The 24295-nt window shown below is 61.5% G+C and carries 20 protein-coding genes; 6 read left to right on the top strand and 14 right to left on the bottom strand.

The annotated features are described in order from the left end of the window. Positions 1 to 3 precede the first annotated feature (3 nt). From nirJ to AB4N64_RS08260, 3 genes are all read left to right on the top strand, one after another. Positions 4 to 1182 carry a heme d1 biosynthesis radical SAM protein NirJ gene (nirJ, locus tag AB4N64_RS08270; protein WP_460124013.1) on the top strand — a complete coding sequence of 393 codons (1179 nt, stop codon included), beginning with the start codon at positions 4 to 6 and terminating at the stop codon, positions 1180 to 1182. 68 nt (positions 1183 to 1250) lie between these two features. Beyond that, positions 1251 to 2087 (top strand): uroporphyrinogen-III C-methyltransferase, encoded by an 837-nt coding sequence (cobA, locus tag AB4N64_RS08265; RefSeq protein WP_460124010.1) that lies wholly within the window; start codon positions 1251 to 1253, stop codon positions 2085 to 2087. After that, a complete protein-coding gene (locus tag AB4N64_RS08260; RefSeq protein ID WP_460124007.1) occupies positions 2084 to 3583 on the top strand; it encodes a cytochrome D1 domain-containing protein in 1500 nt (499 codons plus the stop codon). Before cobA ends, AB4N64_RS08260 begins: the two co-directional genes overlap by 4 nt. Positions 3584 to 3741: 158 nt before the next feature. Here AB4N64_RS08260 and AB4N64_RS08255 read toward each other — a convergent pair whose 3' ends face one another. From AB4N64_RS08255 to AB4N64_RS08210, 10 genes are all read right to left on the bottom strand, one after another. Then, positions 3742 to 4485 (bottom strand): SDR family oxidoreductase, encoded by a 744-nt coding sequence (locus tag AB4N64_RS08255; protein WP_010466089.1) that lies wholly within the window; start codon positions 4483 to 4485, stop codon positions 3742 to 3744. A 289-nt stretch (positions 4486 to 4774) separates the two neighbouring features. After that, positions 4775 to 5302 (bottom strand): nitrous oxide reductase accessory protein NosL, encoded by a 528-nt coding sequence (locus tag AB4N64_RS08250; protein WP_010466091.1) that lies wholly within the window; start codon positions 5300 to 5302, stop codon positions 4775 to 4777. 30 nt (positions 5303 to 5332) lie between these two features. Next, positions 5333 to 6163, bottom strand: coding sequence for an ABC transporter permease (locus tag AB4N64_RS08245; RefSeq protein WP_010466093.1), 831 nt, complete (start codon positions 6161 to 6163; stop codon positions 5333 to 5335). Then, positions 6160 to 7083, bottom strand: a complete 924-nt coding sequence (locus tag AB4N64_RS08240; protein WP_460124002.1) for an ABC transporter ATP-binding protein — start codon at positions 7081 to 7083, stop codon at positions 6160 to 6162. The genes AB4N64_RS08245 and AB4N64_RS08240 overlap by 4 nt, the downstream gene beginning before the upstream one ends. Next, positions 7080 to 8369, bottom strand: a complete 1290-nt coding sequence (locus tag AB4N64_RS08235) for a nitrous oxide reductase family maturation protein NosD (RefSeq protein ID WP_460123999.1) — start codon at positions 8367 to 8369, stop codon at positions 7080 to 7082. Before AB4N64_RS08235 ends, AB4N64_RS08240 begins: the two co-directional genes overlap by 4 nt. 27 nt (positions 8370 to 8396) lie before the next feature. Further along, complete coding sequence (gene nosZ, locus AB4N64_RS08230) at positions 8397 to 10316, bottom strand: TAT-dependent nitrous-oxide reductase (protein ID WP_010466100.1); 1920 nt, start codon at positions 10314 to 10316, stop codon at positions 8397 to 8399. Between the two features lie 53 nt (positions 10317 to 10369). After that, entirely contained in the window at positions 10370 to 12550 is a 2181-nt protein-coding gene (gene nosR / locus AB4N64_RS08225; protein ID WP_460123996.1) for a transcriptional regulator NosR, read from the bottom strand. A 109-nt stretch (positions 12551 to 12659) separates the two neighbouring features. Beyond that, positions 12660 to 14042, bottom strand: a complete 1383-nt coding sequence (gene hemN / locus AB4N64_RS08220; RefSeq protein ID WP_460123993.1) for an oxygen-independent coproporphyrinogen III oxidase — start codon at positions 14040 to 14042, stop codon at positions 12660 to 12662. A gap of 20 nt (positions 14043 to 14062) precedes the next feature. Then, on the bottom strand, positions 14063 to 15409 hold the full coding sequence (locus tag AB4N64_RS08215) for an oxygen-independent coproporphyrinogen III oxidase (protein ID WP_460123990.1): 1347 nt from the start codon (positions 15407 to 15409) through the stop codon (positions 14063 to 14065). Between the two features lie 109 nt (positions 15410 to 15518). Further along, the gene (locus AB4N64_RS08210) at positions 15519 to 15962 is read right to left on the bottom strand and encodes a CopD family copper resistance protein (protein WP_460123987.1); all 444 of its coding nucleotides are present in this window, start codon (positions 15960 to 15962) and stop codon (positions 15519 to 15521) included. A gap of 164 nt (positions 15963 to 16126) precedes the next feature. Here AB4N64_RS08210 and AB4N64_RS08205 point away from each other — a divergent pair, with 164 nt between their 5' ends. Then, positions 16127 to 16339: a DUF6555 family protein gene (locus tag AB4N64_RS08205; RefSeq protein WP_010466110.1), complete on the top strand. Its 213-nt coding sequence runs from the start codon at positions 16127 to 16129 to the stop codon at positions 16337 to 16339. 184 nt (positions 16340 to 16523) lie between these two features. On the opposite strand, the gene AB4N64_RS08200 is transcribed toward AB4N64_RS08205, so the two are convergent. Continuing rightward, positions 16524 to 16721, bottom strand: coding sequence for a YbdD/YjiX family protein (locus AB4N64_RS08200; RefSeq protein WP_460123984.1), 198 nt, complete (start codon positions 16719 to 16721; stop codon positions 16524 to 16526). Positions 16722 to 16735: 14 nt separating this feature from the next. After that, the gene (locus AB4N64_RS08195; RefSeq protein WP_010466113.1) at positions 16736 to 18793 is read right to left on the bottom strand and encodes a carbon starvation CstA family protein; all 2058 of its coding nucleotides are present in this window, start codon (positions 18791 to 18793) and stop codon (positions 16736 to 16738) included. Between the two features lie 477 nt (positions 18794 to 19270). Here AB4N64_RS08195 and AB4N64_RS08190 point away from each other — a divergent pair, with 477 nt between their 5' ends. Further along, entirely contained in the window at positions 19271 to 20632 is a 1362-nt protein-coding gene (locus AB4N64_RS08190) for a cache domain-containing protein (protein WP_010466118.1), read from the top strand. Positions 20633 to 20659: 27 nt separating this feature from the next. Next, entirely contained in the window at positions 20660 to 21292 is a 633-nt protein-coding gene (locus AB4N64_RS08185) for a response regulator (protein ID WP_010466120.1), read from the top strand. A gap of 21 nt (positions 21293 to 21313) precedes the next feature. Here the strand turns inward: AB4N64_RS08185 and nirD are convergent, their stop codons facing one another. Both nirD and nirB read right to left on the bottom strand, forming a co-directional pair. After that, positions 21314 to 21682, bottom strand: coding sequence for a nitrite reductase small subunit NirD (gene nirD, locus AB4N64_RS08180; RefSeq protein WP_010466122.1), 369 nt, complete (start codon positions 21680 to 21682; stop codon positions 21314 to 21316). After that, the gene (gene nirB, locus AB4N64_RS08175; RefSeq protein WP_460123979.1) at positions 21682 to 24243 is read right to left on the bottom strand and encodes a nitrite reductase large subunit NirB; all 2562 of its coding nucleotides are present in this window, start codon (positions 24241 to 24243) and stop codon (positions 21682 to 21684) included. The genes nirD and nirB overlap by 1 nt, the downstream gene beginning before the upstream one ends. Between the last annotated feature and the right edge of the window lie 52 nt (positions 24244 to 24295).

Below are 24295 nucleotides of genomic sequence, written 5' to 3'. Positions count from 1 at the left end.
CGTATGTTGAGGATCAGCCAATACCTTCGAGCGCTGGCCGACGCCGCGCCCGCCCCCAGGACCCGCCCTCCGGGCAGCCATCGCGCACCGGTGGTGATCTGGAATTTGCTCAGGCGTTGCAACCTGACCTGCAAACACTGTTACGCCACCTCGGCCGACAGTGTGTTTCGCGACGAACTGGACACCACCACGGCGATGTCCGTGATCGATGACCTGCACGAGGCCGGGGTCAAGGTGCTGATCCTGTCCGGCGGCGAACCGCTGTTGCGCCATGACCTCTTCGTGCTGAGCGCCTACGCCCGGTCCAAGGGGTTCTTTGTCGCGCTGTCCACCAACGGCACGTTGATCAACGAAGACAACATCGCGCACATCCGCGCGGCGCAATTCGATTATGTCGGGATCAGTATCGATGGCCTGGAGGCCACCCACGACGAGTTCCGCCAACTCAAGGGCAGCTTTGCCAGTTCCATGCGCGGCATCCAGTTGTGCCGCGAGCAAGGCATTCGCGTGGGCCTGCGCACCACCCTCACCCAGGAAAACCACGCGCAACTGCCGCAACTGCTGGAGCTGATGCGCGAATACGACGTGCAGAAATTCTACCTCTCGCACCTCAACTACAGCGGTCGTGGCAAACGCAGCCGCAAGCTCGATGCACGGCAACAAATGAGCCGCGAAGCCATGACGCTGATTTTCGAGCGAGCCTGGGCCGACATCCAGCAAGGCCTGGACAGCGATTTTGTCAGCGGCAACAACGACGCCGATGCCGTCCTGATGCTGCAATGGGTGCAGCAGCATCTGCCTCGGCACGCTCCACGCCTGGAACGCATGCTGCTCGACTGGGGCGGCAATGCCTCAGGCAGCGGCATCGCCAACATCGACAACACCGGCGAAGTGCACCCGGACACCTACTGGTGGCAGCACTCGGTGGGCAATGTGCGGCGCACGCCATTTCGAACCTTGTGGCTGGATCAACCCGACGCCTTGTTGCAGCAATTGCGCGTGCACCCACGCAAGGTCGGCGGCCGCTGCGCCCATTGCCGCTGGCTGGCCATCTGCAACGGCAACACCCGCACCCGCGCCTGGGCCGAGGGTGACCTCTGGGGCCAGGACCCCGGTTGCCACCTCAGCGATGAAGAAATCGGCCTGCCGCCGATCAACACGATTGCCTGCATCACCCATTGATTGCCCGTTCGGCCAACCACCTAAAAAGGCTGGGGCCGATCAACCTGATGAAGCACCAAGGACGTTCCATGCCTTTATCGATCGCTCTACCGGCAACACTCGAGTCCCTGTTCAGACCGGGCGAAGTCGCCCTGGTCGGTGCCGGCCCCGGCGATCCGCGCCTGCTGACCCTGCGCGCCTGGAGCCTGTTGATGCAGGCCGACGCCGTGGTCTACGACCGCCTGATCAGCCCGGAACTGCTGACGCTGATCCCGCTGACCTGCGCCCGGCATTACGTTGGCAAGGCCAGTGGTTGCCACAGTTTGCCCCAGGAGCAGATCAACCAGTTGCTGGTGGATCTGGCCGACCAGGGCCAGCGTGTGGTGCGGCTCAAGGGCGGCGATCCGTTCATTTTCGGGCGGGGTGCCGAAGAGCTGGAATACCTGCTGGCGCGCAACGTCGATTGCCAGGTCGTGCCCGGCATTACCGCCGCTTCCGGTTGCAGCGCTTATGCCGGCATCCCCCTGACCCATCGTGACCTGGTCAACTCCTGCCGTTTCATCACCGGTCACCTGCACAACGATGGCGACTTGAATCTGCCGTGGCACGACCTGGCCGACGACAGCCAGACCCTGGTGTTTTACATGGGGCTGTCGAACCTGGGCATCATCGCACGCAAGCTGATCGAAGCCGGGCTCGCGGCCGACACGCCGGCGGCGTTGATCAGCAATGGCTCGCGCCCCGATCAGCATGTCGTCCGTGGCACGCTGCACCAACTGCCGACCCTGGCGCTGGAGTGCCCGCCCGGGGTTCCGACGCTGACCGTGATCGGCAAGGTCGTCGACCTGTTCGCGACGCAACCCATGGAGCACCCGGCGCGTTTTTATCCGATACAGGCCGTGCAGCGCCGTAAGGTGGCGCTATGAAAGGTGCGCTGCTCGTTCCCCTGCTGCTTGTCGGCGCCGCGCAGGCACACGCAGCCTCGACGCCCGCCGCACTGGCCGAGGCCGCCAGCAACTACCAGCAACATTGCCAGAGCTGCCACGGCGCCACCCGGTTTGGCGGCACCGGGCCTGCGTTGCTGCCGGAGAGCCTGAGCCGGATCAAGCCGGATGAGATCCGCAAGGTGATCAGCAACGGACGCCCAGCCAGCCAGATGGCCGCCTTCAACACGGTGTTCAACCCGGCGCAGATCGACGCCTTGGCGGACTTTCTGCAACAGCCACCCGCCACCCCGCCGGTGTGGACCGATGACGACATTCGCAACAGCCACATCATCGTCACCGATATCAAGCAACTGCCCAGCACACCGCAGCACGGCGCCGACCCACTGAACCTGTTCGTGGTGGTGGAAGCCGGCGATCACCACATCAACATCCTCGATGGCGATCGTTTCAACGTGCTGGCCCGGTTCACCTCGCACTTTGCCGTGCATGGCGGACCAAAGTTTTCCCCTGATGGTCGTTTTGTCTACGTGGCATCACGCGATGGCTGGGTCAGCCTGTATGACCTGAACAACCTGAAGCTGATTGCCGAGATCCGCGCCGGGCTCAATACGCGCAACCTGGCGGTGAGCAAGGACGGCCGCTGGGTGCTGGTGGGCAACTATCTGCCAGGCAGCCTGGTCGTGCTCGATGCCCGGGACCTGTCGCCGGTCAAGACCCTTCCCACGATAGGCCAGGATGGCACGGCTTCGCGGGTCAGCGCGGTCTATACCGCGCCGCCACGGGACAGCTTCATCGTTGCGCTCAAGGACGTGAAAGAAGCCTGGGAAATCTCCACCGCCGGCACACCCGATTTCGAACCCCGGCGGATTCCGGCCGAGGACATGCTCGACGACTTCTCCTTCTCACCCGACTACAAGCAACTGCTGGCCACCTCGCGCAAGGCCAAGGGTGGCCAGGTGATCGACCTGGACAGCGGCAAGGTCGTCACCGACATCCCGCTGCCGGGCATGCCACACCTGGGTTCCGGAACGTACTGGAAGCGTAAGGGTGAGTGGGTGTTCGCCACGCCGAACATCAGCAAGGGGCTGATCTCGGTGATCGACTTCAAGACCTGGAAACTGATCAAGGAAATCCCGACGCTGGGGCCGGGTTTCTTCATGCGCAGTCACGTCAATTCACGGTATGCCTGGACCGATGTGTTCTTCGGGCCGGACAACGATGCGATCCACCTGATCGACAAACAGACGCTGGAAATCGCCCACACCCTGCGCCCGATGCCCGGCAAGACCGCCGCCCACGTCGAATTCACCCGCGACGGCCGCCACCTGCTGCTGAGCATCTGGGCCACCGACGGCGCACTGATCGTCTACGACAGCAACACCCTCAAGGAAATCAAACGCATCCCGATGAACAAACCGTCGGGCAAATACAACGTGGGCAACAAGATCGAGTTTGCCGAAGGGACTTCGCATTAGTAACCCCTTCACCACACCCCTCCCCCTGTAGGAGCGAGCATGTCGAGGCGTCGAACCGTCGCGAGGGTCGTCAACGATGACGCTGGACACCTGACGCACCGCGGTGTTCTGGCGTCCATCGCGAGCATGCTCGCTCCTACAGGAGACGCGGCGTTTTTTCAGGCCAGGGTATAACCGTGATCCACCCGCCAATCCTGGCCGTACACGCCGCGTGCGCCTTGGGAGAGCTGGAAGACGATCACGTTGGCCACCGCAGCGGCATCGAGGAAATGCCCGGGCAGCAAGCGCTTGCCCAGGTGATCGGCGACATTGTCGAGCTCGCCGTCGCTCAGGCCAAGGTTGTCCCACATCGGGGTGGCGGTCGGGCCTGGTGAAACCAGGTTGATGCGCACATCACAAGGGGCAAACTCCACCGCCAAAGTACGCGCCTGCGCTGCCAGTGCGGCCTTGCTGGCGATGCAGGCGGCCAAGCCGGGGAAGCTCGATCCGGTGAGAAAACTGCCAACGAACACCACCGACGCCGGACTCGCCAGTTCACCGCGCAACGCCGCCAACGTATTCAGCGCACCCGCCCCGTTCACTGCCCACTGACGCTCAAAGGCAGACAAATCGAGACTGTCGGCCATTTCGGCAATGCCCGCATTCGGCACCAGGTAATCCACCGGTCCCAGCGCCGCTGCACGTCGCGCCAGCGCCTGCAAATCCAGTTCAGAGGTCACATCGCCGGCCAGCCATTGCAAACGCTCGCCATAGATCTGCTGCAAGGTTGGCAACTCCCCCACCGTCCGCGACATGGCCAATACCTTCACCCCACGCGGCAACAGCGCCGCACACAAGGCCAGGCCAATGCCGGAACTGGCGCCGGTGATCACCGCCAAACGATCCTGAAACTCGGTTTTCATCATGTTCTCCTGGGCATCGACGATGCCGGGCACTCGCGACCTTACGGGAGCTCATCTTTGAACATGCGGGGGAATATCGACTTGACGGCGATCAGATTTTCAAAATGGCGATTTGTGAACGGCAGAAGCTTTTGTGGGAGCACATTTACTCAGAATTGATGTCGCCTGACATGGCCTCTTCGCGGGCAAGCCCGCTCCCACAGGGATCTTCAGTGGTCCCGGTGGTTGTGAACACCAGGGATACAGTGTAGGAGCGAGCTTGCTCGCGATAGCAGTGTGTCAGTCACCCTCAATGCATCGAATGACCAGCCATCCCCGGCTGCTGCAGTACAGACTGGTCGATCTCGCTGAAGCGCAACACCCGCCCACCCTGCTCTTCGGCCAGTTTGTCAGCCATGTGCTTGCTGGAGAACGACGCCAGCACCACCCCCATCGCGCCCTTGAGTTGGGTGCCCACCACGTAGAACGCATCCCTGGCATCAATCAATTGCGCATCATCGGGCTTGTCCCACGCCACGCGGCCCATGTCGTGCACATACAGTTTCGCACCGCGGTGTTGGTTCTCCGGCTGTAGCCACCAGCCAATCATTTCTGCCGTGCTGCAGAATTTCTTCACGCCGCTGCGCTCGACCACTTCGCCTTTGGGCCCCGGAAACTCGCCGATGATCATGCCGCAGACATGGCATTCGTCACTGGAATGAAACGCGACGGGCTGCAGGCTGTTGCTGGCTTCGACCGGTTTGTCACAGCCGGTCAGCAACAGGCAAGCCATCAAGCCCGCCACCGCGCCCACGGTTCTCAGATAAAGCGTACTCATCGTCAACTCCAAACATTTCAAGACAGGAATTCAGGTCGCCCGGCGACGGAACAGCAGCCAGGCCGCACCCAGCGGCGCCGCCACCCACAACAACAGGCACAGCCAGAGCATGGCGCCCGGCAGCGGCAGATCGCTGCCCAGGGTCAGCACCCCGGCGGTCGTGGCGCCGCCATCGAAACCGGACAGATTGATCAAGCGATAGACGTCAGCCGGGTTGAGCAACAGCAACCAAGGCAGCACCTTGGGGTTGAACTGCCCTTCGCTGAGCACCAGCAATGCCAGCAGCGCCAGGTCGAACACCAGCACAAAAAAGAACCACACCCCCAGCGCCAGCCCGGCTGCGGTGGATTTCTCGGCCGAGACGCTGCTCAGCACATAGGCGAGCCCCAGAAAGCCCCAACCGAGCAAGGTCGACGACAGCATGAAGCGACCAAATGCCCAGACCAGCAGGCTCAGTTCGACGTCGTCGACCAGCACCGCGATCGCCAGCATCGCGCAGCCAAAACCCAGCAGCGTCGCCAGCGCGAGGATGCCGCCGTGGCCGATGAACTTGCCGAGCAGGATGTGCCCGCGCCCCAGCGGATACGTGAGCAGCAACAGCAAGGTGCCGCTTTCGTCCTCGCCGACGATGGCGTCATAAGCCAGCAGCAAGGCAATCAGCGGCATCAGGAACGTCGCCAGGCTGGCGAGGCTGGCGATGGTCGCCGGCACCGAGGTGAACCCCAGTTGCCCGGACGCCGCTGCACCCAGCCAGGCAATGCCAGTGGCCAGCACCGCGAACAACAGGCTGATCGCCAGCAACCAGCGGTTGCGCAGGCCATCGCTGAACTCCTTGCGGGCCATGTTCCAGATTGGGTTCATGCGGTCTCTCCCTTGGCGTGTACACCGGCCTGCCCCATGTAATAGCGATAGAGGTCTTCCAGGGACGGAGGGGCAATTTCCACGTCGCTTGGGTCGTCCTCGTTGAGTAGCTGACGCAACAGGCGCAGCTTGCTGCCATTGAGCGCCGCCACTTCCAGCCCTTCCACGCCCCAGCGCTGGGTGACGTGCCCGTCGATGTTCCAGGAAGTCTGCAAGGACCCTGCGCGCTTTAGGCCGTTGGCACGGATCAGCGTCGGCAGGCCCGCGTCTTCGCGCAACTTGCGCAGGCTGCCGAGCGCCAGCAGCCGGCCCTGGGTCAGGATCGCGGCGCGGTTGATGTGCGCCTCGACCCCCGGCAGCACGTGGGAGCAGATGATGATGCTGGTGCCCTGGCCCCGCAGGCGGTCGAGCAGGCGGTACAGGTCCTGGGTGGCAATCGGATCGAGGCCGACGGTCGGCTCGTCCAGCAGCAACAGGCGAGGCTCGCCCAGCAGCGCCTGGGCCAGGCCGAGCCGTTGACGCATGCCCTTGGAGTAGGTCTTCACACGCCTGCGCGCCGCAGCCGCCAGGCCGACCTCCTCCAGCAACTGGTCCACCTGAGCGTTCGAAGCGCCCTTGAGGCGGGCAAAATGGCGCAAGGTTTCCAGGCCGCTCATCTGCGGATAAAACGTCACGTTCTCCGGCAGGTAACCGAGCAGACGCCGCACGTGCGGATCGCTGGGCTGGCGGCCAAATACCCGCACCTGGCCGTCGCTGGCTTCCAGCAAACCGAGCACCAGTTTCATGCTGGTGGTCTTGCCCGCACCGTTATGGCCGAACAGGCCCAACACTTCGCCCTCGCCCAGGCTCAGGTTCAAATCATGCAAAACGGTGGTCTGCCCATAGCGCTGGCTGACGCCTTCGATGTCGATGACATTCATCCGATGGGCTCCTTGATCAGTGTTTCAGTGGTCGATTTCATCAGCGGATGGCTGTCCATCACGCCCGGCGACTTCATCACCGGAAACGCCCGTTGCACCCAGCGCAACAACTCGATGCCCGGGCTGTTCATCAGCAGGCGTACCTGAGGGTACATCCACAGCAGGCGGTCGACGTTGTCGTTGGGTTCGTAGGCGATATCGCCCAGGCCGTCGTTATTGCGGTCCCAGCCCAGGTAGTCGCTCCAGTAGTTGCCCCGGCCGTCGATCGACCATTCCTGCAAACGGGTGGCGACGTACTTGACCTGGCGCTGGTTGCCGACAAAGGCGTTGTCGGCGATGCGGTTGTCCTCCGAGCCGGCCGTGAGGTGGATGCCTACGGCGCTGCGCTCGAAGTGGTTGTGTTCGATGCTGTTGAACAGCGAGTTGTAGATGAACAACGCCTTGCCTTCGGCGCCGGTGATCATGGTGTCGCCGGTGGAGCCGTCGCGCACGTCACTGACGAAGTTGTCCCGCAAGGTCGAATAGGTGATGTAGTTCATCAGGATCCCGTAGTTCTGATCCTGTTCGGAGCGGTTGCCGGTCACCGTCAGCTTGCGGCTTTGCATAAGGGCATAGCCGGTGCGGGTGCGGCGGGTGATGTTGTCGATGACCTGGTTGTCGTTGGCGAACATGTAGTGCACGCCATAACGAAGGTCTTCGAGCGTGTTGCCTTGCAGCAGGTTGCCGTTGGAGGTGTCGATGTAGATGCCATCGCGGGCTTCGCGTACATGGTTGCCAATGACTTTGGCCCCCCGCACGGCATACAGGTGAATGCCATTGCCGCGATCCTGCGAGCGCAGCGTCGGATCACCCTGAATGTCGTTGTCGATCAGGCTGGCATCGTGGGTACTGTCGACCCAGATACCAAAGCCCTGCCCTTGCATGCGGTTGCCCTTGATCACGGCACCCCGGGCCTTGGGTTGCAGGAACACCGCCGAGTTCATGGCGGTGAGATCATGCCCCCAATCGAGAAAGGTACAGCCCTCGATCGTCACGTCGGGTGCGCTGACCGTCACCCCATTCCCCTGCCCCTGCGCCTGAAACACAGCGCCGGGCTCACAGACGATCTGCATCGGCGAATCGACGCTGAACGAGCCTCGATACTCGCCCGCCGGCAGGTGCCAGCGTTGCTGCGCGTCCTGTTGCAGCGGCAGATCGGTAATGGGTTGCACGGCCAACGCACTGCCGGACATCGACAGGAGCGCGAACGCGATCACCTTGATCGGGTTGCCCAAGATTGCGGTCATCGCTGCACTCCTGTCCTCAACCACCCGTCAGGCCGGTTCGACCAGCATGCGGCCGACCATTTCCATGTGCAACGCATGGCAGAACCAGCTGCAGTAGTACCAATGCACGCCAGGCTGGTCAGCCTTGAAGGTGATGGACGACGTTTGCTGCGGGCTGATCTCCATGCTCGCGCCGTGGTTGGTCATGACAAAACCGTGGGACACGTCCTCGATCTGGTCAATGTTGGTGATGGTCACGGTGACTTCGTCGCCCTGCTTGACGGTGAACTCGGTCAGCCCGTACGCCGGTGCCATGGAGGTCATGTAGACCCGCACTTTCTTGCCGTCGCGAATGACCTTGTTGTCGGTCTCCAGGTTGATCCCGTCTTTCTTGGCCCGCGCCACGGTCGGAGCGAAGAACGGGTCGTTGCGGTCCCAGATCTTCTTGGTCTTGATCTGGTCGCGGCGCGCCAGGATGCAGTCGTGGGGCTCGGCGAATGCCGGACCGTCGTGCACCAGTTTCATTTCTTCGCCGGAAATGTCGATCAACTGGTCGTTTTCCGGGTGCAGCGGGCCGGTTGGCAGGAAGCGGTCCTTGGAGAATTTGCACAACACCACCAGCCACTTGCCGTCAGCTTCACTGGTTTCGGTCAGGGACGCATGGTTGTGGCCTGGCTGGTAGTGCACATCGAGCTTTTGCTTGATGTAGTTGACCTTCTCGCCCTTGTAGGCACGCACGGCATCGGCCATGTTCCACTTCACCACCTGGCTGTCGATGAACAGCGTGGTGTAGGCATTGCCGCGACCGTCGAAGGTGGTGTGCAGCGGGCCAAGGCCCAACTCCGGCTCGGCGGCGATGACCTCGCGGGGGTCCTTGATCTTGTCGTTGAACAGATCATCCAGACGGGCAATCTCGATCATCGATACGGTGGGCGAGAGTTTGCCGGCAGCAATGAAATACTTGCCATCGGAGGACGTGTTGCAACCATGCGGGTTCTTTGGCACGGGGATGTAGCGGGTAAATTCGGAATCCTTGCCATCGGTCTTGCGACCGTCGACCACCGGCACTTTGGAGCCGGGTAGCGTCGTGAATTTACCGGCCTTGATCGCTGCCTCGATGCGCGGGATGTTGAACACCACCACCCAGTCGCGCTCGTTGCGCATCATGCCGCCAAGGTCGAAAGCCTTTTCCGAGTTGTAGCAGGTCGACGCCGCGTACTTGCCCGAGTAATCGGCATCGGAGTTATCGAGGTTGCCGTCGACGATCACCTGGAACGCCATCTCCATTTTCTCGGCGTCGATGGCGTTGAACATGGTGTAGCTGTTTTTGTCCTGCAGGTCGAACGTGTGACCATCATTGGGATGCGGAATGATGAACTCGGCGTTGGCGAACACGTATTTGGTGTACGGCACTTTTTGCAGGCGCAGACCGTGGATTGCTTGCACGTTCGGCACGGTGAGAATCTTGTCGCACTTCATGATGTCCAGGCGGATACGCGCGACGCGCGAGTTGGCCTTGTCATTGATGAACAGGTATTTGCCGTCGTACTTGCCGTCGGTCATGGAGATGTGCGGGTGGTGGCAGTCGCCATTCTGGTACTTGGCACTGTCGCCCAGGATCGCCTTGCTTTCGTTGGTCAGGCCCCAACCGGTGGCGGAGTCGACGTTGAACACCGGAATACGCATCAACTCACGCATGGACGGCACGCCCAGGACGCGCACTTCACCCTGGTGACCGCCGCTCCAGAAGCCGTAGTACTCGTCGAGCTCGCCGGGACCCACATGGATTTTCGACTGCGCGTCCTTGACCGCCGCCGCCCAGGATTCACGGGTGAACACGGTTCCACCCAGGGCCGTGGCGCCCGCCAGCACCGCACCGGTCATGGCGCTACCACCCAGGAAGCCGCGCCGGCTCAGGCCCGCCTGCTCTTCTTCCTGTCCGGCTTTTTTGGATTCTTTATCGCTCATCTTGCGTTACTCCTTGAAGGGAAACGGACACTGCGCAGGTGCGCTCATGGAAATCATTCAGAAGCGACGACTTCCACGACGGGGATCAGTTGTGCTGTGACCGGTGCTGACTTGTTGCGCTTCTTGCGCTTGTTGATCAGCGGCGGGCATTTGTTGTCGTTGTGATAAGTCATCTGGCAATCGAGGCAGTAGTGGCACTCGTTGGCATTGATCCGGCCATCGGGATGGATGGCCTGGATCTCGCATTCCTTGGCGCACAACTGACAAGGGTTGCCGCACTCCTTGCGCCGCTTGAGCCAGTCGAACAGGCGCAGCTTGGTCGGGATCGCCAGTGCCGCGCCCAGCGGGCAGATGTAGCGGCAGTAAACCTTGCGCGTAAAAATGTTGATGACCAGCAACGCCACCGCGTAGAGCACGAACCACCACTGGCGGTCGAAGCGCAGGGTGATGGCGGTCTTGAAGGGTTCGACTTCAGCGAATTGTTCGGCGGTGGACATCGATTCCAGCGAGAGACCGAACAGCAGCAGCAAAATGATGTACTTGATCGCCCACAGCCGCTCATGCACGGCGAACGGCAATTCGTATTGCGGGATTTTCAGCTTGCGCGCGGCCTCGTTGATGAGCTCCTGCAACGCGCCGAACGGACACAGCCAGCCGCAGAACACACCACGGCCCCACAGCAGGATGCTCGCGGCCGTGAACACCCAGAGCATGAAAATCAAGGGATCGGTGAGGAACAGCTCCCAACGGAAGTTCTGGAACAGCGCGTGGACGAACGTCAGCACGTTGACCACCGACAGTTGCCCCAGGGCATACCACCCCATGAACACCACGGTGAACATCAGGTAGCCACGGCGCAGCCAATGCAGGAAGCGCGGCTGGCGGGTGAACTTGTCCTGCAGGAACAGGATGGCGGTCAGCAACAACAGCGCGCTGGCCAGCACGGCGATCTGGAATTGCTTCTGATACCAGATGTTCAACCACATCGGCCGGTTGGCTTCCTCGACGGCCGCCAGTTCTTCTGCGGTCGGCGCCGGGCGCTCGATGTACTGTTCGGGCAGTTGGTAACCCACTTCGAAGCTGCTGAAGATACCGTTGACCGGCCCGGTCTGCCGGCGCACCAGCAGTTCCAGCGACCACGGCGAACCTGGATCGAACGCGGCAGCCTTGCGAACGATGAACACCGACAGCTCATCGAATTCCGGCATGCCTTGGGCGAACACGTCGGACAGCCGTTGATGGTCCATGTCGCGGAAGCTGATGACGTTGCCGAACTGGCGCAATTGCACCCGATCGAAGATCCCGCCGCGCACGTAGCCCGAGCCCTTGAACGAATACTGCCCACGGCCGAGTACGGCGATGGCCTGCTCGCCCGGCTTGAGCTCTTGCATCAGGAAGCGATATTGGTTGTCGCCCAGCAATGCACGGCCAATGGTCGGCGGGTTGAGGTCGGCGGTGTACAGATCGATGAAGGTGTCGTTGACCTGATCGGGGCTGGCATTTTCCACGCCTTCGGCTTCGGTGCCCTTGAAGGCGGCGTCGACCTGGCCACGGGTCAGGTTGAGGCGGCGGATCGAGCCGTCACCGGTGAGCTGCTCCCAGGTGGCGGGCTGGTAAACGTCCTGGCGCACGATGGCCGGTTTTTTCCGCATTCCACCGGTATCGGCCACCAGCTTGAGCGACACGGCCACATCATGGGCAGCGCGCATGATCACTTCGTTGACCACCATGGCGGTCACCGTGGCGCCGGCGATGGCATCCACTGTCACGGCGCTCGTGTCGCTGGAGCGGCCGACCACCACCCGCTGCGTGACCTTGATGCCTTTGTAGCGCGCGCTGAAACCGTGGAGTTTTTCTTCGGGAATGCCAATCAGCAGGATGGGCTCGTGGTGTTCCAGCACATAGGCGTCCTGGATCACGCCGGCCGTATCGAGGATTACCTGGGTATTGATCGGCTTGCCGGAGTAGGCCGGAATGTCCACCACGTCGAGGCTCTGGAAGACGTAACCGACCACCTTCCCTGCTGCGGAGATGGTGCGCACCTTGAACTTGCCTTCCGGCTCCGAGACCTTGTCCGTCTGCGGGAACACCTTGTCGATGCGCTGGCGCTCGATGTCGCCATAGGACTTGGCTTGCACCGTCGCAAATGCGGCGACCATCAACAGCACCATCACCACCAACCCAACGCTCCAGTAGCGTGGGAAGACCTGTCTTAAAAGCGGCTGGGCTGTCATGGGCTGGCTGATTTCAATGGGCTTGCGGCCATCTTAGGTAGCAATGAGCCACATGCCCTTGACCGAAATCAACTCAACCCAAAACCCCGGCGCAGAAAGCTCCAGGGGTTCAAACGGTACGGGAAAAACGCCCCTTCTGTTCGCCGCCCAAGTAGGCATCAAAGGCCATGGCGGCGCTGCGCATCATCAAATGACCCTGGGACAACAGCACCAGTTCGTCGGAGTGAATTTGCAGCAGACCGTCGCGCACATGCTCTTCGAGTTGCGCCAGCGCATCGGCGAAATACTCGTTGAAGCAGATGCCATGGCGAGCCTCGAACTTGGCGAAATCGATGCGCCCGTGGCACATCAAATCGCTGATCACTTCGCGACGCAACACGTCATCGTCGGTCAGGCGATAGCCACGATGCACCGGCAGCAACCCCTGATCGATGCGAGCGTAGTACTGCGAAAGCTCCTTGACGCTCTGGCTGTAGCTGTCACCAACCTTGCCGATCGACGACACGCCCAGGCCGATCAGATCGCAATCGGCATGGGTCGAGTAACCCTGGAAGTTGCGTTGCAAGGTGCCGCGGCTACGGGCCAGGGTCAGTTCATCATCCGGCAAGGCGAAGTGGTCCATGCCGATGTAGACGTAACCGGCGTCAGTCAGGCGGCGAATGGTCAGCTCCAGCAGCTCGAGCTTGCGTTCCGGTGGTGGCATGTCCTCGGGTCGGATCAGCCGTTGCGCGCGTACCATCTCCGGCAGGTGCGCGTAGCTGTAGGCGGCAATGCGATCCGGGCGCAAGGCGATGATCTTGCCCAGGGTGACATCAAAACTGCTCACTGTTTGCAACGGCAGGCCGTAGATCAGGTCGACGCTGATCGATTTGAAGTGCGCCTCTCGTGCCGCCGCGACCAAGGCATAAATCTGCTCTTCGCTTTGCTGGCGATTGACGGCGGCTTGCACGTGCGGATCGAAGTCCTGCACGCCAAAGCTCAGGCGATTGAAACCGAGCTGGCGCAGGGTCTGAATGCGTTCGGTGCTGATGGTGCGCGGATCGACCTCGATGGAAAACTCGTGGTTGTCGCTGTCGTCCATGTCGAAGGACTGGTGCAGGCACGCCATCAGGTCGGCCAGTTGCTCGCTGGTCAAATAGGTTGGGGTTCCGCCGCCCAGGTGCAACTGCGTGAGCTTGCGGGTGCTGTCGAACAAGGCCGCCTGCATGGCGATTTCACGCTTGAGGTAGGTCAGGTATTCGACGGCGCGATGGGTTTTCTGGGTAATGATCTTGTTGCACGCGCAGTAATAACAAAGGCTCTTGCAGAACGGAATGTGGATATACACCGACAACGGTTTGGGCGTTGGTGCCTGGTTGCTGGCACGCGCCGCTTGCTGGTAGTCGTCGACGGCAAACGCCTGGTGAAACTGTGGCGCCGTCGGGTAGGAGGTGTAGCGCGGCCCTGGGCGATCGTATTTTTCTACCAGGGCGCGATTGAACACAGATTTCATGACATCCACTCACAAAAAGATTAATGCCGTGCACTGCCCAGTTCTTTTTCGAACAGATTGCAGATGACATCCACTTCCTGCCGACCGGCGGGAAGAATACTGAGAAAACGATCCGACAATTCAATCAGGCCGTCGCGATTCAATTGCTCGAGCAGTGGCCAGACCGAGGCGAAATAGCGGGGAAACACCAGCCCATAGCGGCGTTCGATAGCACGGATATCCAATTCCAGATCACACGCCAGCCGTTCCGTGACCGTGTGACGGATCTGCTCCCCCGTCTCGAAGCGCCACCCCCGGGACGTCGGCAGTTGGTTATTGCCCAGGTGGCGCTGGTAATGTGCGATCTCGTCGGCGTTCTGCGTGTACAGGTCGTCGATCTGGCTGATCGCGCCCAGACCAAAACCGATGTGATCGCAGAAACCGTGACGGGTGAAACCGTCACAGGTACGGCGCAGGCGACCGCGTTCCTGTGCAATGGCCAAATCATCGTCTGGCCGCACGAACTGGCCCATGCCGATGTAGTGGTATCCGGCGGCGATCAATTGCTCGAAGCAGATCTGGCGCATCGCGCCCTTGTCGTCCTGGCTGCACAACGCCCGGACCTTGTCGCCGATCATTGGCCGGTAGCGGCGCGGAGGTCGGGCATAGTCGAACACCATCAACCGGTCTGGCTCCAGTTCGACGATGGTCTTGAGCTTCAGGGCAAAACTGTCCGGTGTTTGCCAGGCATGGCCAAAGCCCAGGTCGACATTGACCGAGCGAAACCCGAAAGTGCGCGCGGCGTCGATCAGGGAGTTGATCGGGGCCGGATTCTGGTAGCAGGCCACCGAGCGCTCGCACTCGCCGTCGATGTCCGGCACGCCGATGCTGACGTGGTTGAAGCCCTGTTCGCGCAAAGCGCCCATGATCGCCCAGTCGGTGTGCTGCAAGTCCACTTCGGCACTGTAGTCGCCGGACTCATGCTCGAGGAAATGGAAACGCCGACGCAAATGATTCATCAACTGCTGCAGATGGGCGATGCCGGGCGTACCGCCGCCCAGGTGGAACTGCTCGACCCGTTGATCGGGGCTGAGGTGGCAACCGACCAGGTCAATTTCGCGTTTCAGATGATCAAAGTACTGCTCGATGGCCCCTTGCTCGCCGACAGCATCGGACTGCGTGCAAAAGGACGGTTTGAGGTTGGACGGCAATTGCACGTTGAGCGACAGCGGCCGGCGCTTCTGGCGGCTGACACGCACGGCGCGCAGCAGGTCCAGGGAGCCGATCCCAGTGTGAAATTTCTGGGTATCGGAATGACAGTTGGGGTCGAGTACGCCCTGATCGCAGCGAGCGACCGGCTCGCCGGGTGTTGGAAAGAAATCGAGCATGACAGGTCTCCGAGACGGGTCGCAGGCCTTCAGTGTCCGGGATTGTCGAACAACGCTCCTTGACTTGTATCAAGCTGCAGGCCACGTCTTTAAAGGAGCGGACGACCGGTCACCACGTCAGGTAGAACATGCCTTTGGCCAGCAAAACGATGAGCACCATGTGGCAGAACACGCTGGTGTGGATGAAATGCACGTAACGGGCCTTCATGCGCCCGGTCTTGAACAGCAGCATGGCCGTTGCGAAGTGCCCGAGCACACTGATCGCGGCGAGTATTTTCAGCATCAGCAAGGTGCCAAACGACGAAGCCAGCGGCGCCGCCAGCACCGGCAGGTAACGCAACCCCACCATGCCGACGCCCGCACCGAACAACACCAGCAACACCCAAGGCATCAACTGCCGAGCCCGGCGCGCCACGCCCTCCTCGACCAGCAGCATCACCTTGGCCGGCAATCGCTTGCGGATGTTTTCCAGAAACAGCACCTCGAAGAATACCGTGCCGATGAAGATCAGCGCGGCGAATAGGTGCAGGGTGAGAAACAGCGGATAGAGCATGGTGGTCTGGCGCTCAAGTCGGGCCTTGCTGCAGCTTAACCAAGCCGTCGATTGGTCCGGTTGATGCCAATCAAGAAAGCGCCAAGGGAGGGGCACAAGCAAATAATACGGAACTGGCACGAGGCCACCACTGTCGGACACACATCCCCCGAAGAGAACGGTTGATGCGCCCACGGCATTTTGAAATCACCTACCGCTTGAACGATTCTCGGCGAGTGTTCGTCCAGCCGGACACGCACATGACTGACGACGACGCGTGGTATTACGCGTGTTTGCATGCGGACATCGGTGTGTTCTATGGCGACGGAAGCGAGCAGCCACGGGTGTATGCCGAGGAAGCCGGGTTGACCGAGGTCAGGTGGGAAGAGTTGCCGTAGCCATTGCCGGAATTTCGAACCATTGTGGAAACCAATGTGGGAGCGGCGGTGCGACGATTCGGCTTGCCCGCGATGGTGGTGTGTCAGCCAACATAGTAGCCACTGACAGATTGCCATCGCGGGCAAGCCCGCTCCCACAGGGGTACTGCATCAACCCAGGTATTGCATCAACCAGGCTGCTTGTTCAACAACACTTCGGTCCCGCCTTGCTGCCGTAACGGGCTTCCTGGCGCTCCCGGAAGAACACCTCGTAGCCCATCACCGGCTGGTCCGGGTGCTTGTACTGCATGTGCTCGACGTAGGTGTCGTAGTCGGGCATGCCGACCATCAGGCGTGCAGCTTGCCCAAGGTACTTACCCAGGCGACTCAGGTCATTGAACATGCTGCACTCCTCGCTCACGCATCCGGTACGGCCTGGAACGGTGCTTCTTTATCCGTACGTTCCTTGGTGCCCCAGGCGGCGACGCCAACCTTGAGGGCGAAGAACAGGATGCTGAACACCACCAGCAGGAACAGCGCGGTCAACGTCGCATTGGTGTAGGCGTTGTAGATCACGTGCTGCATCTGGTCGATGCTCTTGGCCGGGGCCAGGACCTGACCGTTGGCCAAGGCGTCGCTGTATTTCCGGGCCAGCGCCAGGAAGCCGATTGCCGGGTTGGCGTCGAACAGCTTGATGAAACCGGCGGAGGTGGTGCAGATCAGCAGCCACACCGCAGGCAACATGGTGACCCAGACGTAGCGCTGGCGCTTCATCTTGATCAGCACGACGGTCGCCAGCATCAGCGCGATACCGGCCAGCATCTGGTTGGAGATACCAAACAGCGGCCACAGGGTGTTGATGCCACCCAGCGGGTCGATCACGCCCTGGTAAAGCAGGTAACCCCACATGGCGACACAACCGGCGGTGGCGATCAGGTTGGCGGTCCAGGATTCGGTGCGTTTCAGTGCCGGCACGAAGGAGCCCAGCAGGTCCTGCAGCATGAAGCGCCCGGCACGGGTGCCGGCATCGACCGCAGTCAGGATGAACAGCGCTTCGAACAGGATCGCGAAGTGGTACCAGAACGCCATGGTGTTTTCACCCGGCAGGACGTGGTGCAGGATCTGCGCGATACCGACCGCCAGGGTCGGCGCACCGCCGGCACGGGCCAGGATGGTGGTTTCACCGATGTCCTTGGCCACCGCTTGCAGCGCTTCGGGGGTAATCACGAAACCCCAGCTGCTGACGGTCTGCGCCACGGAAACGGCGTCGGCACCGACGACGGCTGCCGGGCTGTTCATGGCGAAGTACACGCCCGGTTCGATCACCGAGGCGGCAACCATGGCCATGATGGCGACGAAGGACTCCATCAGCATGCCGCCGTAACCGATGTAACGGGCATGGCTTTCATTGGCCAGCAACTTGGGCGTGGTGCCCGAAGCGATCAGCGCATGGAAACCCGATACCGCGCCACAGGCGATGGTGATGAACAGGAATGGGAACAGACCGCCCTTCCAGACCGGGCCAGTGCCGTCGACGAACTGAGTCAACGCCGGCATTTTCAACTCGGGCATGGTGATCAGGATGCCGATTGCCAGGGCAACGATGGTACCGATTTTCAGGAAGGTGGAGAGGTAGTCACGCGGCGCCAGGATCAGCCACACCGGCAGAACGGCAGCGACAAAACCATAGCCAATCAGCATCCAGGTGATCTGAATCCCGGTGAAGGTGAAGGCCTTGGCCCAGACCGGATCGGCAGCAATCTGCCCGCCCAGCCAAATGGAACCGAGCAGCAACAGCACGCCGATCACCGAGATTTCGCCAATGCGACCCGGGCGGATGTAGCGCATGTAAACCCCCATGAACATCGCGATCGGGATGGTCGCCATGACGGTGAAGATGCCCCACGGGCTCTCGGCCAGGGCCTTGACCACGATCAGCGCCAGCACCGCGAGGATGATGATCATGATCAGGAAGCAGCCAAACAGGGCGATGGTGCCGGGGATGCGGCCCATTTCCTCACGGACCATGTCGCCCAGGGAGCGACCGTTGCGGCGAGTGGAGAGGAACAGGACCATGAAGTCCTGCACCGCACCGGCCAGCACCACGCCGGCGATCAGCCACAAGACGCCGGGCAGGTAGCCCATCTGCGCGGCCAGGACCGGACCGACGAGTGGCCCCGCGCCCGCGATGGCGGCGAAGTGGTGACCGAAGAGTACGTGTTTGTTGGTTGGAACAAAGTCCAGACCGTCGTTGTTGAGCACGGCGGGCGTGGCTCGATTGGGGTCCAGTTGCATCACCTTGTTGGCGATGAACAGGCTGTAGTAGCGGTAGGCAACGAGGTAAATGGCGACGGCCGCGACTACGATCCAGAGGGCGTTGATCGCTTCGCCGCGGCGCAGGGCCACGACACTCAGCGCGAACGCTCCCAGAACAGCCACGGCAAACCAGGCGAGGTGTTTAGCCAGACGGGGCATAGCGTGTCTCCTGCCGACAGCTTGTGACTGCGGCGGTAATTTTTATAATTGTGTCCGCAATACGGAGCTGGCCCAATATCTGCGCATGGCGTCTACAAATAAATCCGCGTAACTACGTACGCGGTCTCTACGTAGTACTACGTAGAGGCGCGGAATCCTTGTGGGAGCGGGCTTGCTCCGGGCGGCGTTCCGACGATAGCGGTGGGTCAGCCGGCATCCATGTTGAATGACACACCGCCATCGCGGGCAAGCCCGCTCCCACAGGATTCGCGTATCGACCGGCTGCCCGGTAGCGCTACTCCACGGGCATCTCTTTGGCCTATGATGCCGGCCCGAAGCAGGTCCCCTGTAGGAGCGAGCATGCTCGCGATGGTCGTCAACGATAACGCTGGGAGCCCGACACCCCGCGGTGTCGTTGCGTTCATCGCGAGCATGCTCGCTCCTACAGAAGAAGAAAAAAATCGCGCAGGAGTCTCCATGCAACTCAAACACAAAATCGTCGCGCTCGGGATCCTGCCGTTGGTGTTGGCGATTGCGGTCATCTGCGCGTTGGTGATTTCGCTCAACCGTCAGTTGGGCGACCAGCAGGCGCAGTTGATCGAAGACAGCATCCTGGCCAGCAAACGTGCAGAACTTAAGAACTACGTGGAAATGGCCAAGAGCCTGATCGCGCCGCTGTACGACGAAGGCCGTGGCGACGCCCGCGCCCAGCAACAGGTGCTGGAGGATCTGCGCAAGCTCAGTTTCGGCATCAACGGCTACTTCTTCGTCTACGACCACGAGGGCCGCAGCCTGATGCATGCGCGCCAATCGGAACTGGTCGGCCAGTATCTGTGGGACATGAAAGACCCCCACGGCTTGCCGGTGATCCAGGCCCTGTTGCAAAGCGCGCAATCGGGCGAAGGTTTCCAGCGCTACGCCTGGAACAAGCCCTCCTCCGGCCAGGTCACCGACAAACTGGCCTACGTGGTGATGCTCGATCGCTGGGGCTGGATGCTCGGCACCGGTATTTACCTGGAAGACGTCGAACGCGCCACCCAGCAGGCCCGCGACGAGGTGGCACAAGGTATCCGCACGACCATGCTGGCCATTGCCGCCGTCGCCCTGGTGGCGGTGTTGTTCGTGTTCGCCAGCGGCATGACACTCAACGTCAGCGAGCACCGGCTGGCGGATAAAAAACTGCAACGCCTCACCCAGCGTATCGTCAGCTTGCAGGAAGAGGAGCGCTCGCGGGTGTCCCGCGAGTTGCACGACGGCATCAGCCAGGTGCTGGTCTCCATCAAGTTCCAGTTCGAGCTGGCCGGCCTGGTCCTGGAAAAGGGCGAGGACCGTGGCCTGGGCATCCTGAAGGACGCCACCGAACGTCTCGGCGAAGCGATAGGCGAAGTGCGCAGCCTGTCCCATGACCTGCGTTCTTCCCTGCTCGACACCCTGGGGCTGGCCGCCGCCATCGGTCAGCTTGCCGAAGAATTCGAGCAGCGCAGTGGCCTGAGCGTCACCTACAACGACAATGAATTCGATTGCGACCTGGTTGAGGGCGCGGCGGTGGCGCTGTTTCGCATCGTCCAGGAGGCCCTGACCAACATTGAACGACACGCCCAGGCGAAAAACGTCTCCATCGACCTGCACGGCACGGCACAATCCATACGCTTGACGGTCATCGATGACGGCGTCGGCTTCAATGTCGCCCAGGTCGAGCGGCGCCAGGCCGGGATTGGCCTGCGCAACATGCGTGAGCGTGTCGAGCATTTCGGCGGACGATTCGACCTGATCTCGGTGCCCGGAAGAAGTGAACTGGACGTGCTGCTGCCCATGCAAGTCCCCGGCGCCAAGCGCTGACCCGACAACAAGAGAGAGATGCCCGTGATGAACCTGCCCTCCCCGATCCGCGTCGCACTGGTCGACGATCACTCGCTGGTCCGCGACGGCATCAAGGCGCTGTTGTCGGTCATGGCCCCGCTGGAAGTGGTCGGTGAAGCCGAGAACGGCGCCGACGCCATCGAGATGGTCGGGCGCTGCCAGCCGGACCTGCTGCTGGTGGACATCGGCCTCCAGGACATCAACGGCCTGGAACTGACCCGCCTGCTGCGCAGCCAATATCCGGCGCTGAAAGTGCTGGTGCTGAGCATGTACGACAATTACGAATATGTGAGCGAATCCGTGCGCTCCGGCGCCAGCGGCTACGTGCTGAAAAACGCCCCGTCACGGGAAATCATCGCCGCGATCGAGGCGATTGCCAGCGGCGGCACTTTCTACAGCGCCGAGATCGCCCAACGCTTGATCGCCGACAAGAACACCGACAATGAACTGACGCCGCGTGAAAGTCAGGTGCTGTACAAAATGGTCCAGGGCATGAACAACAAGGAAATGGCCCGCGACCTCGACATCAGCGTACGCACCGTGGAAACCCACCGCCTGAGCATCCGCCGCAAGCTCAACATCGACAAGCCGGCGGCGCTGGTCAAGTACGCCATCGATCACGGGATCATTTCCCGGTAAGCCCTGCCCTGGGTTTCAACATCAGTACACACCGACCTCGACCGCGTCACCGTTCAACCGCACCGGCCAGACGCGCAGGCGTTGTTGCGGGTACTCCAGGCAACTGCCGTCTTCCAGGCGAAAATGCTGCTTGTAGATCGGTGACGCCACTACCAGGTCACCCTTGATGCTGCCCACCAGGCCACGACCGATCACGTTGGCCCCGGATTGCGGGTCATGGTTGTCGATGGCGTACAAGGTCTTGCCCTCGGCGCCGGGCAGGTAGAACAGCGCCACCTGGGCACCGTCCAGCCAGACCACCACGCCGGAGTTGCTGACCAGATCCTGTTGACCGCACACGGTTTGCCAGGTGTCGAGCGCTTGCACGCGTTGGGTATTGAATTGGCTCATCAGACTGTCTCCTCGGTGACCGGGATAAGGTTGAGTTCGGCGGCCATGATCGGGCGCCGCTGACCCCGTTCCTGGACAAAGTGAATGTCCGGGTCCGGGCGTTTGTCGTTGACGAAGGTGCGGAAACGCTTGAGTTTTTCCGGGTCTTGCAGGGCGTTGGCCCACTCGCATTCGTAGCGGTCCACCACCAGTTGCATCTGCGATTCGAGCTCGGCGCCCAGTCCCAGGCTGTCGTGGATGATCACGTCCTTGAGGTAGTCCAGGCCGCCTTCCAGGCTTTCGCGCCATACCGAAGTGCGTTGCAGCTTGTCGGCGGTGCGGATGTAGAACATCAGGAAGCGGTCGATGTAGCGGATCAGGGTGTCGTCGTCCAGGTCTGTGGCGAACAGCTCGGCGTGACGGGGGCGCATGCCGCCGTTGCCAGCGATGTAGAGGTTCCAGCCCTTCTCAGTGGCGATCACGCCAACGTCCTTGCTCTGCGCTTCAGCGCATTCGCGAGTGCAACCGGACACCGCGAACTTGAGCTTGTGCGGTGAGCGCAGGCCTTTGTAACGGTCTTCGAGGGTCAGGGCCATTTGCACGCTGTCCTGCACGCCGTAGCGGCACCAGGTGCTGCCGACGCAGGATTTGACCGTGCGGGTCGACTTGCCGTAGGCATGCCCGGTTTCGAAACCGGCTTCAATCAACTCGGCCCAGATGTCCGGCAACTCATGCAACTGCGCGCCGAACAGGTCGATGCGCTGGCCGCCGGTGATCTTGGTGTAGAGGTCGTATTTCTTCGCCACCACGCCAATCGCAATCAGCTTGTCGGCGGTGATTTCGCCACCGGGAATGCGCGGTACCACCGAATACGTGCCGTTCTTCTGCATGTTGGCCATGAAGGTGTCGTTGGTGTCCTGCAACGGCACGAGCGAAGCGTCCATGATCGGCTGATTCCAGCAGGACGCGAGGATCGAACCGACGGCAGGCTTGCAGATGTCGCAGCCAATGTGGCCACGGCCATGCTTGGCCAGCAGTTCGTCGAAGCTGATCACCCCTTCCACCCGCACCAGTGCGTACAACTCCTGACGGGTGTAGGCAAAATGTTCGCACAGGCTCTTGTCGACGCTGACGCCGCGCGCGATCAGCTCATGTTCGAAGACCTGCTTGAGCAGCCCGGCGCAGCCGCCGCAACCGGTGCAGGCCTTGGTTTGCGATTTGAGCAGACCGAGGTCGGTGCAGCCGCCGTCAATGGCTGAGCAGATCGAGCCCTTGGTGACGTTGTGGCACGAACAGATGGTGGCTGACTCCGGCAAAGCGCCTGGGCCCAGGGTCGGCGCGCCTTCAGAGGTCGGCAGGATCAGGCCGGCCGGTTCCGCGGGCAAGGCGATGGCGTTCTGCGCGTATTGCAGCAGCGTGTCGTAATAGCTGTTGTCGCCGACCAGCACCGCGCCGATCACATACTTGCCGCAGGCACTCACCACCAACCGGCGATAGCTGGCGCTGGCTTCATCGACGAACTGGAAGCTGCGCGAGCCCGGGGTGCTGCCCTGGGCGTCGCCGATCGAACCAACGTCGACACCCAGCAGCTTGAGTCTGGTCGACATGTCGGCGCCCATGAACGGTTCTGCCACTTCGTTGCACAACTGTGCAGCGACGCTGCGCGCCATCTGGTAGCCCGGCGCGACCAGGCCGAACAGGCTGCCGTTCCACGAGGCGCATTCACCGATGGCGTAGATGTGCGGATCACTGCTCAGGCAATGGTTGTCGATCACGGCGCCGCCGCGCGGGCCGATCTCCAGCGCGCATTGGCGAGCCAGCGCGTCTTGCGCACGGATGCCGGCGGAGAACACGATCAGGTCGGTTTCGAGGAACTCGTCATTGGCGAAATTCATCCGATAGCGATACTCGTCACCGGCGCTGATCGACTGCGTGGCACGGGACAGGTGCACACCGACGCCCAGGCGTTCGATCTGTGCCTTGAGTGCAAGACCACCCATGTCGTCCAGTTGCACCGGCATCAGGCGCGGGGCGAATTCCACCACATGGGCTTCCAGGCCCAGGCTTTTCAGGGCATTGGCCGCTTCCAGGCCCAACAGGCCACCGCCGACCACCACACCACGACGGGCATTGGCGGCTGCGGCGCGGATGGCATCGAGGTCTTCGAGGGTGCGATACACCAGGCGCGAATTGCCCTCGGCACCTTCCACCGGTGGCACGAACGGATAGGAGCCGGTGGCCAGGATCAATTTGTCGTAGGCGATGCCGCCTTGTGCGGTGACCACATGGCGGGTGGCACGCTCGATTTCCAGCACTGGCACGCCCAGGTGCAGGGTCACGCCGGGTGTCTGGTACAACGCGGCATCACCCAGGGCCAGGGATTCGGCGTCGCGACCGGTGAAATACTCCGACAGATGCACACGATCGTAGGCACGCATCGGCTCTTCGCTGAACACATGAATGTGGTAGTGCTCAAGCGCGCCCTTCTCGATCAACTGTTCGACGCAGTGATGGCCAACCATGCCATTGCCGATCACGATCAGCGTTTGCAATTTGTTCAACGCGGCAACATTGGAGTTCATAAGGAGCACCTGGCTAAAACGGTTCAAAAAGCAAAAAAAAACGCCTGAAACC

Source organism: Pseudomonas sp. S2_C03, from assembly GCF_054668405.1.
This window is presented reverse-complemented; position numbering and strand designations above follow the sequence as displayed.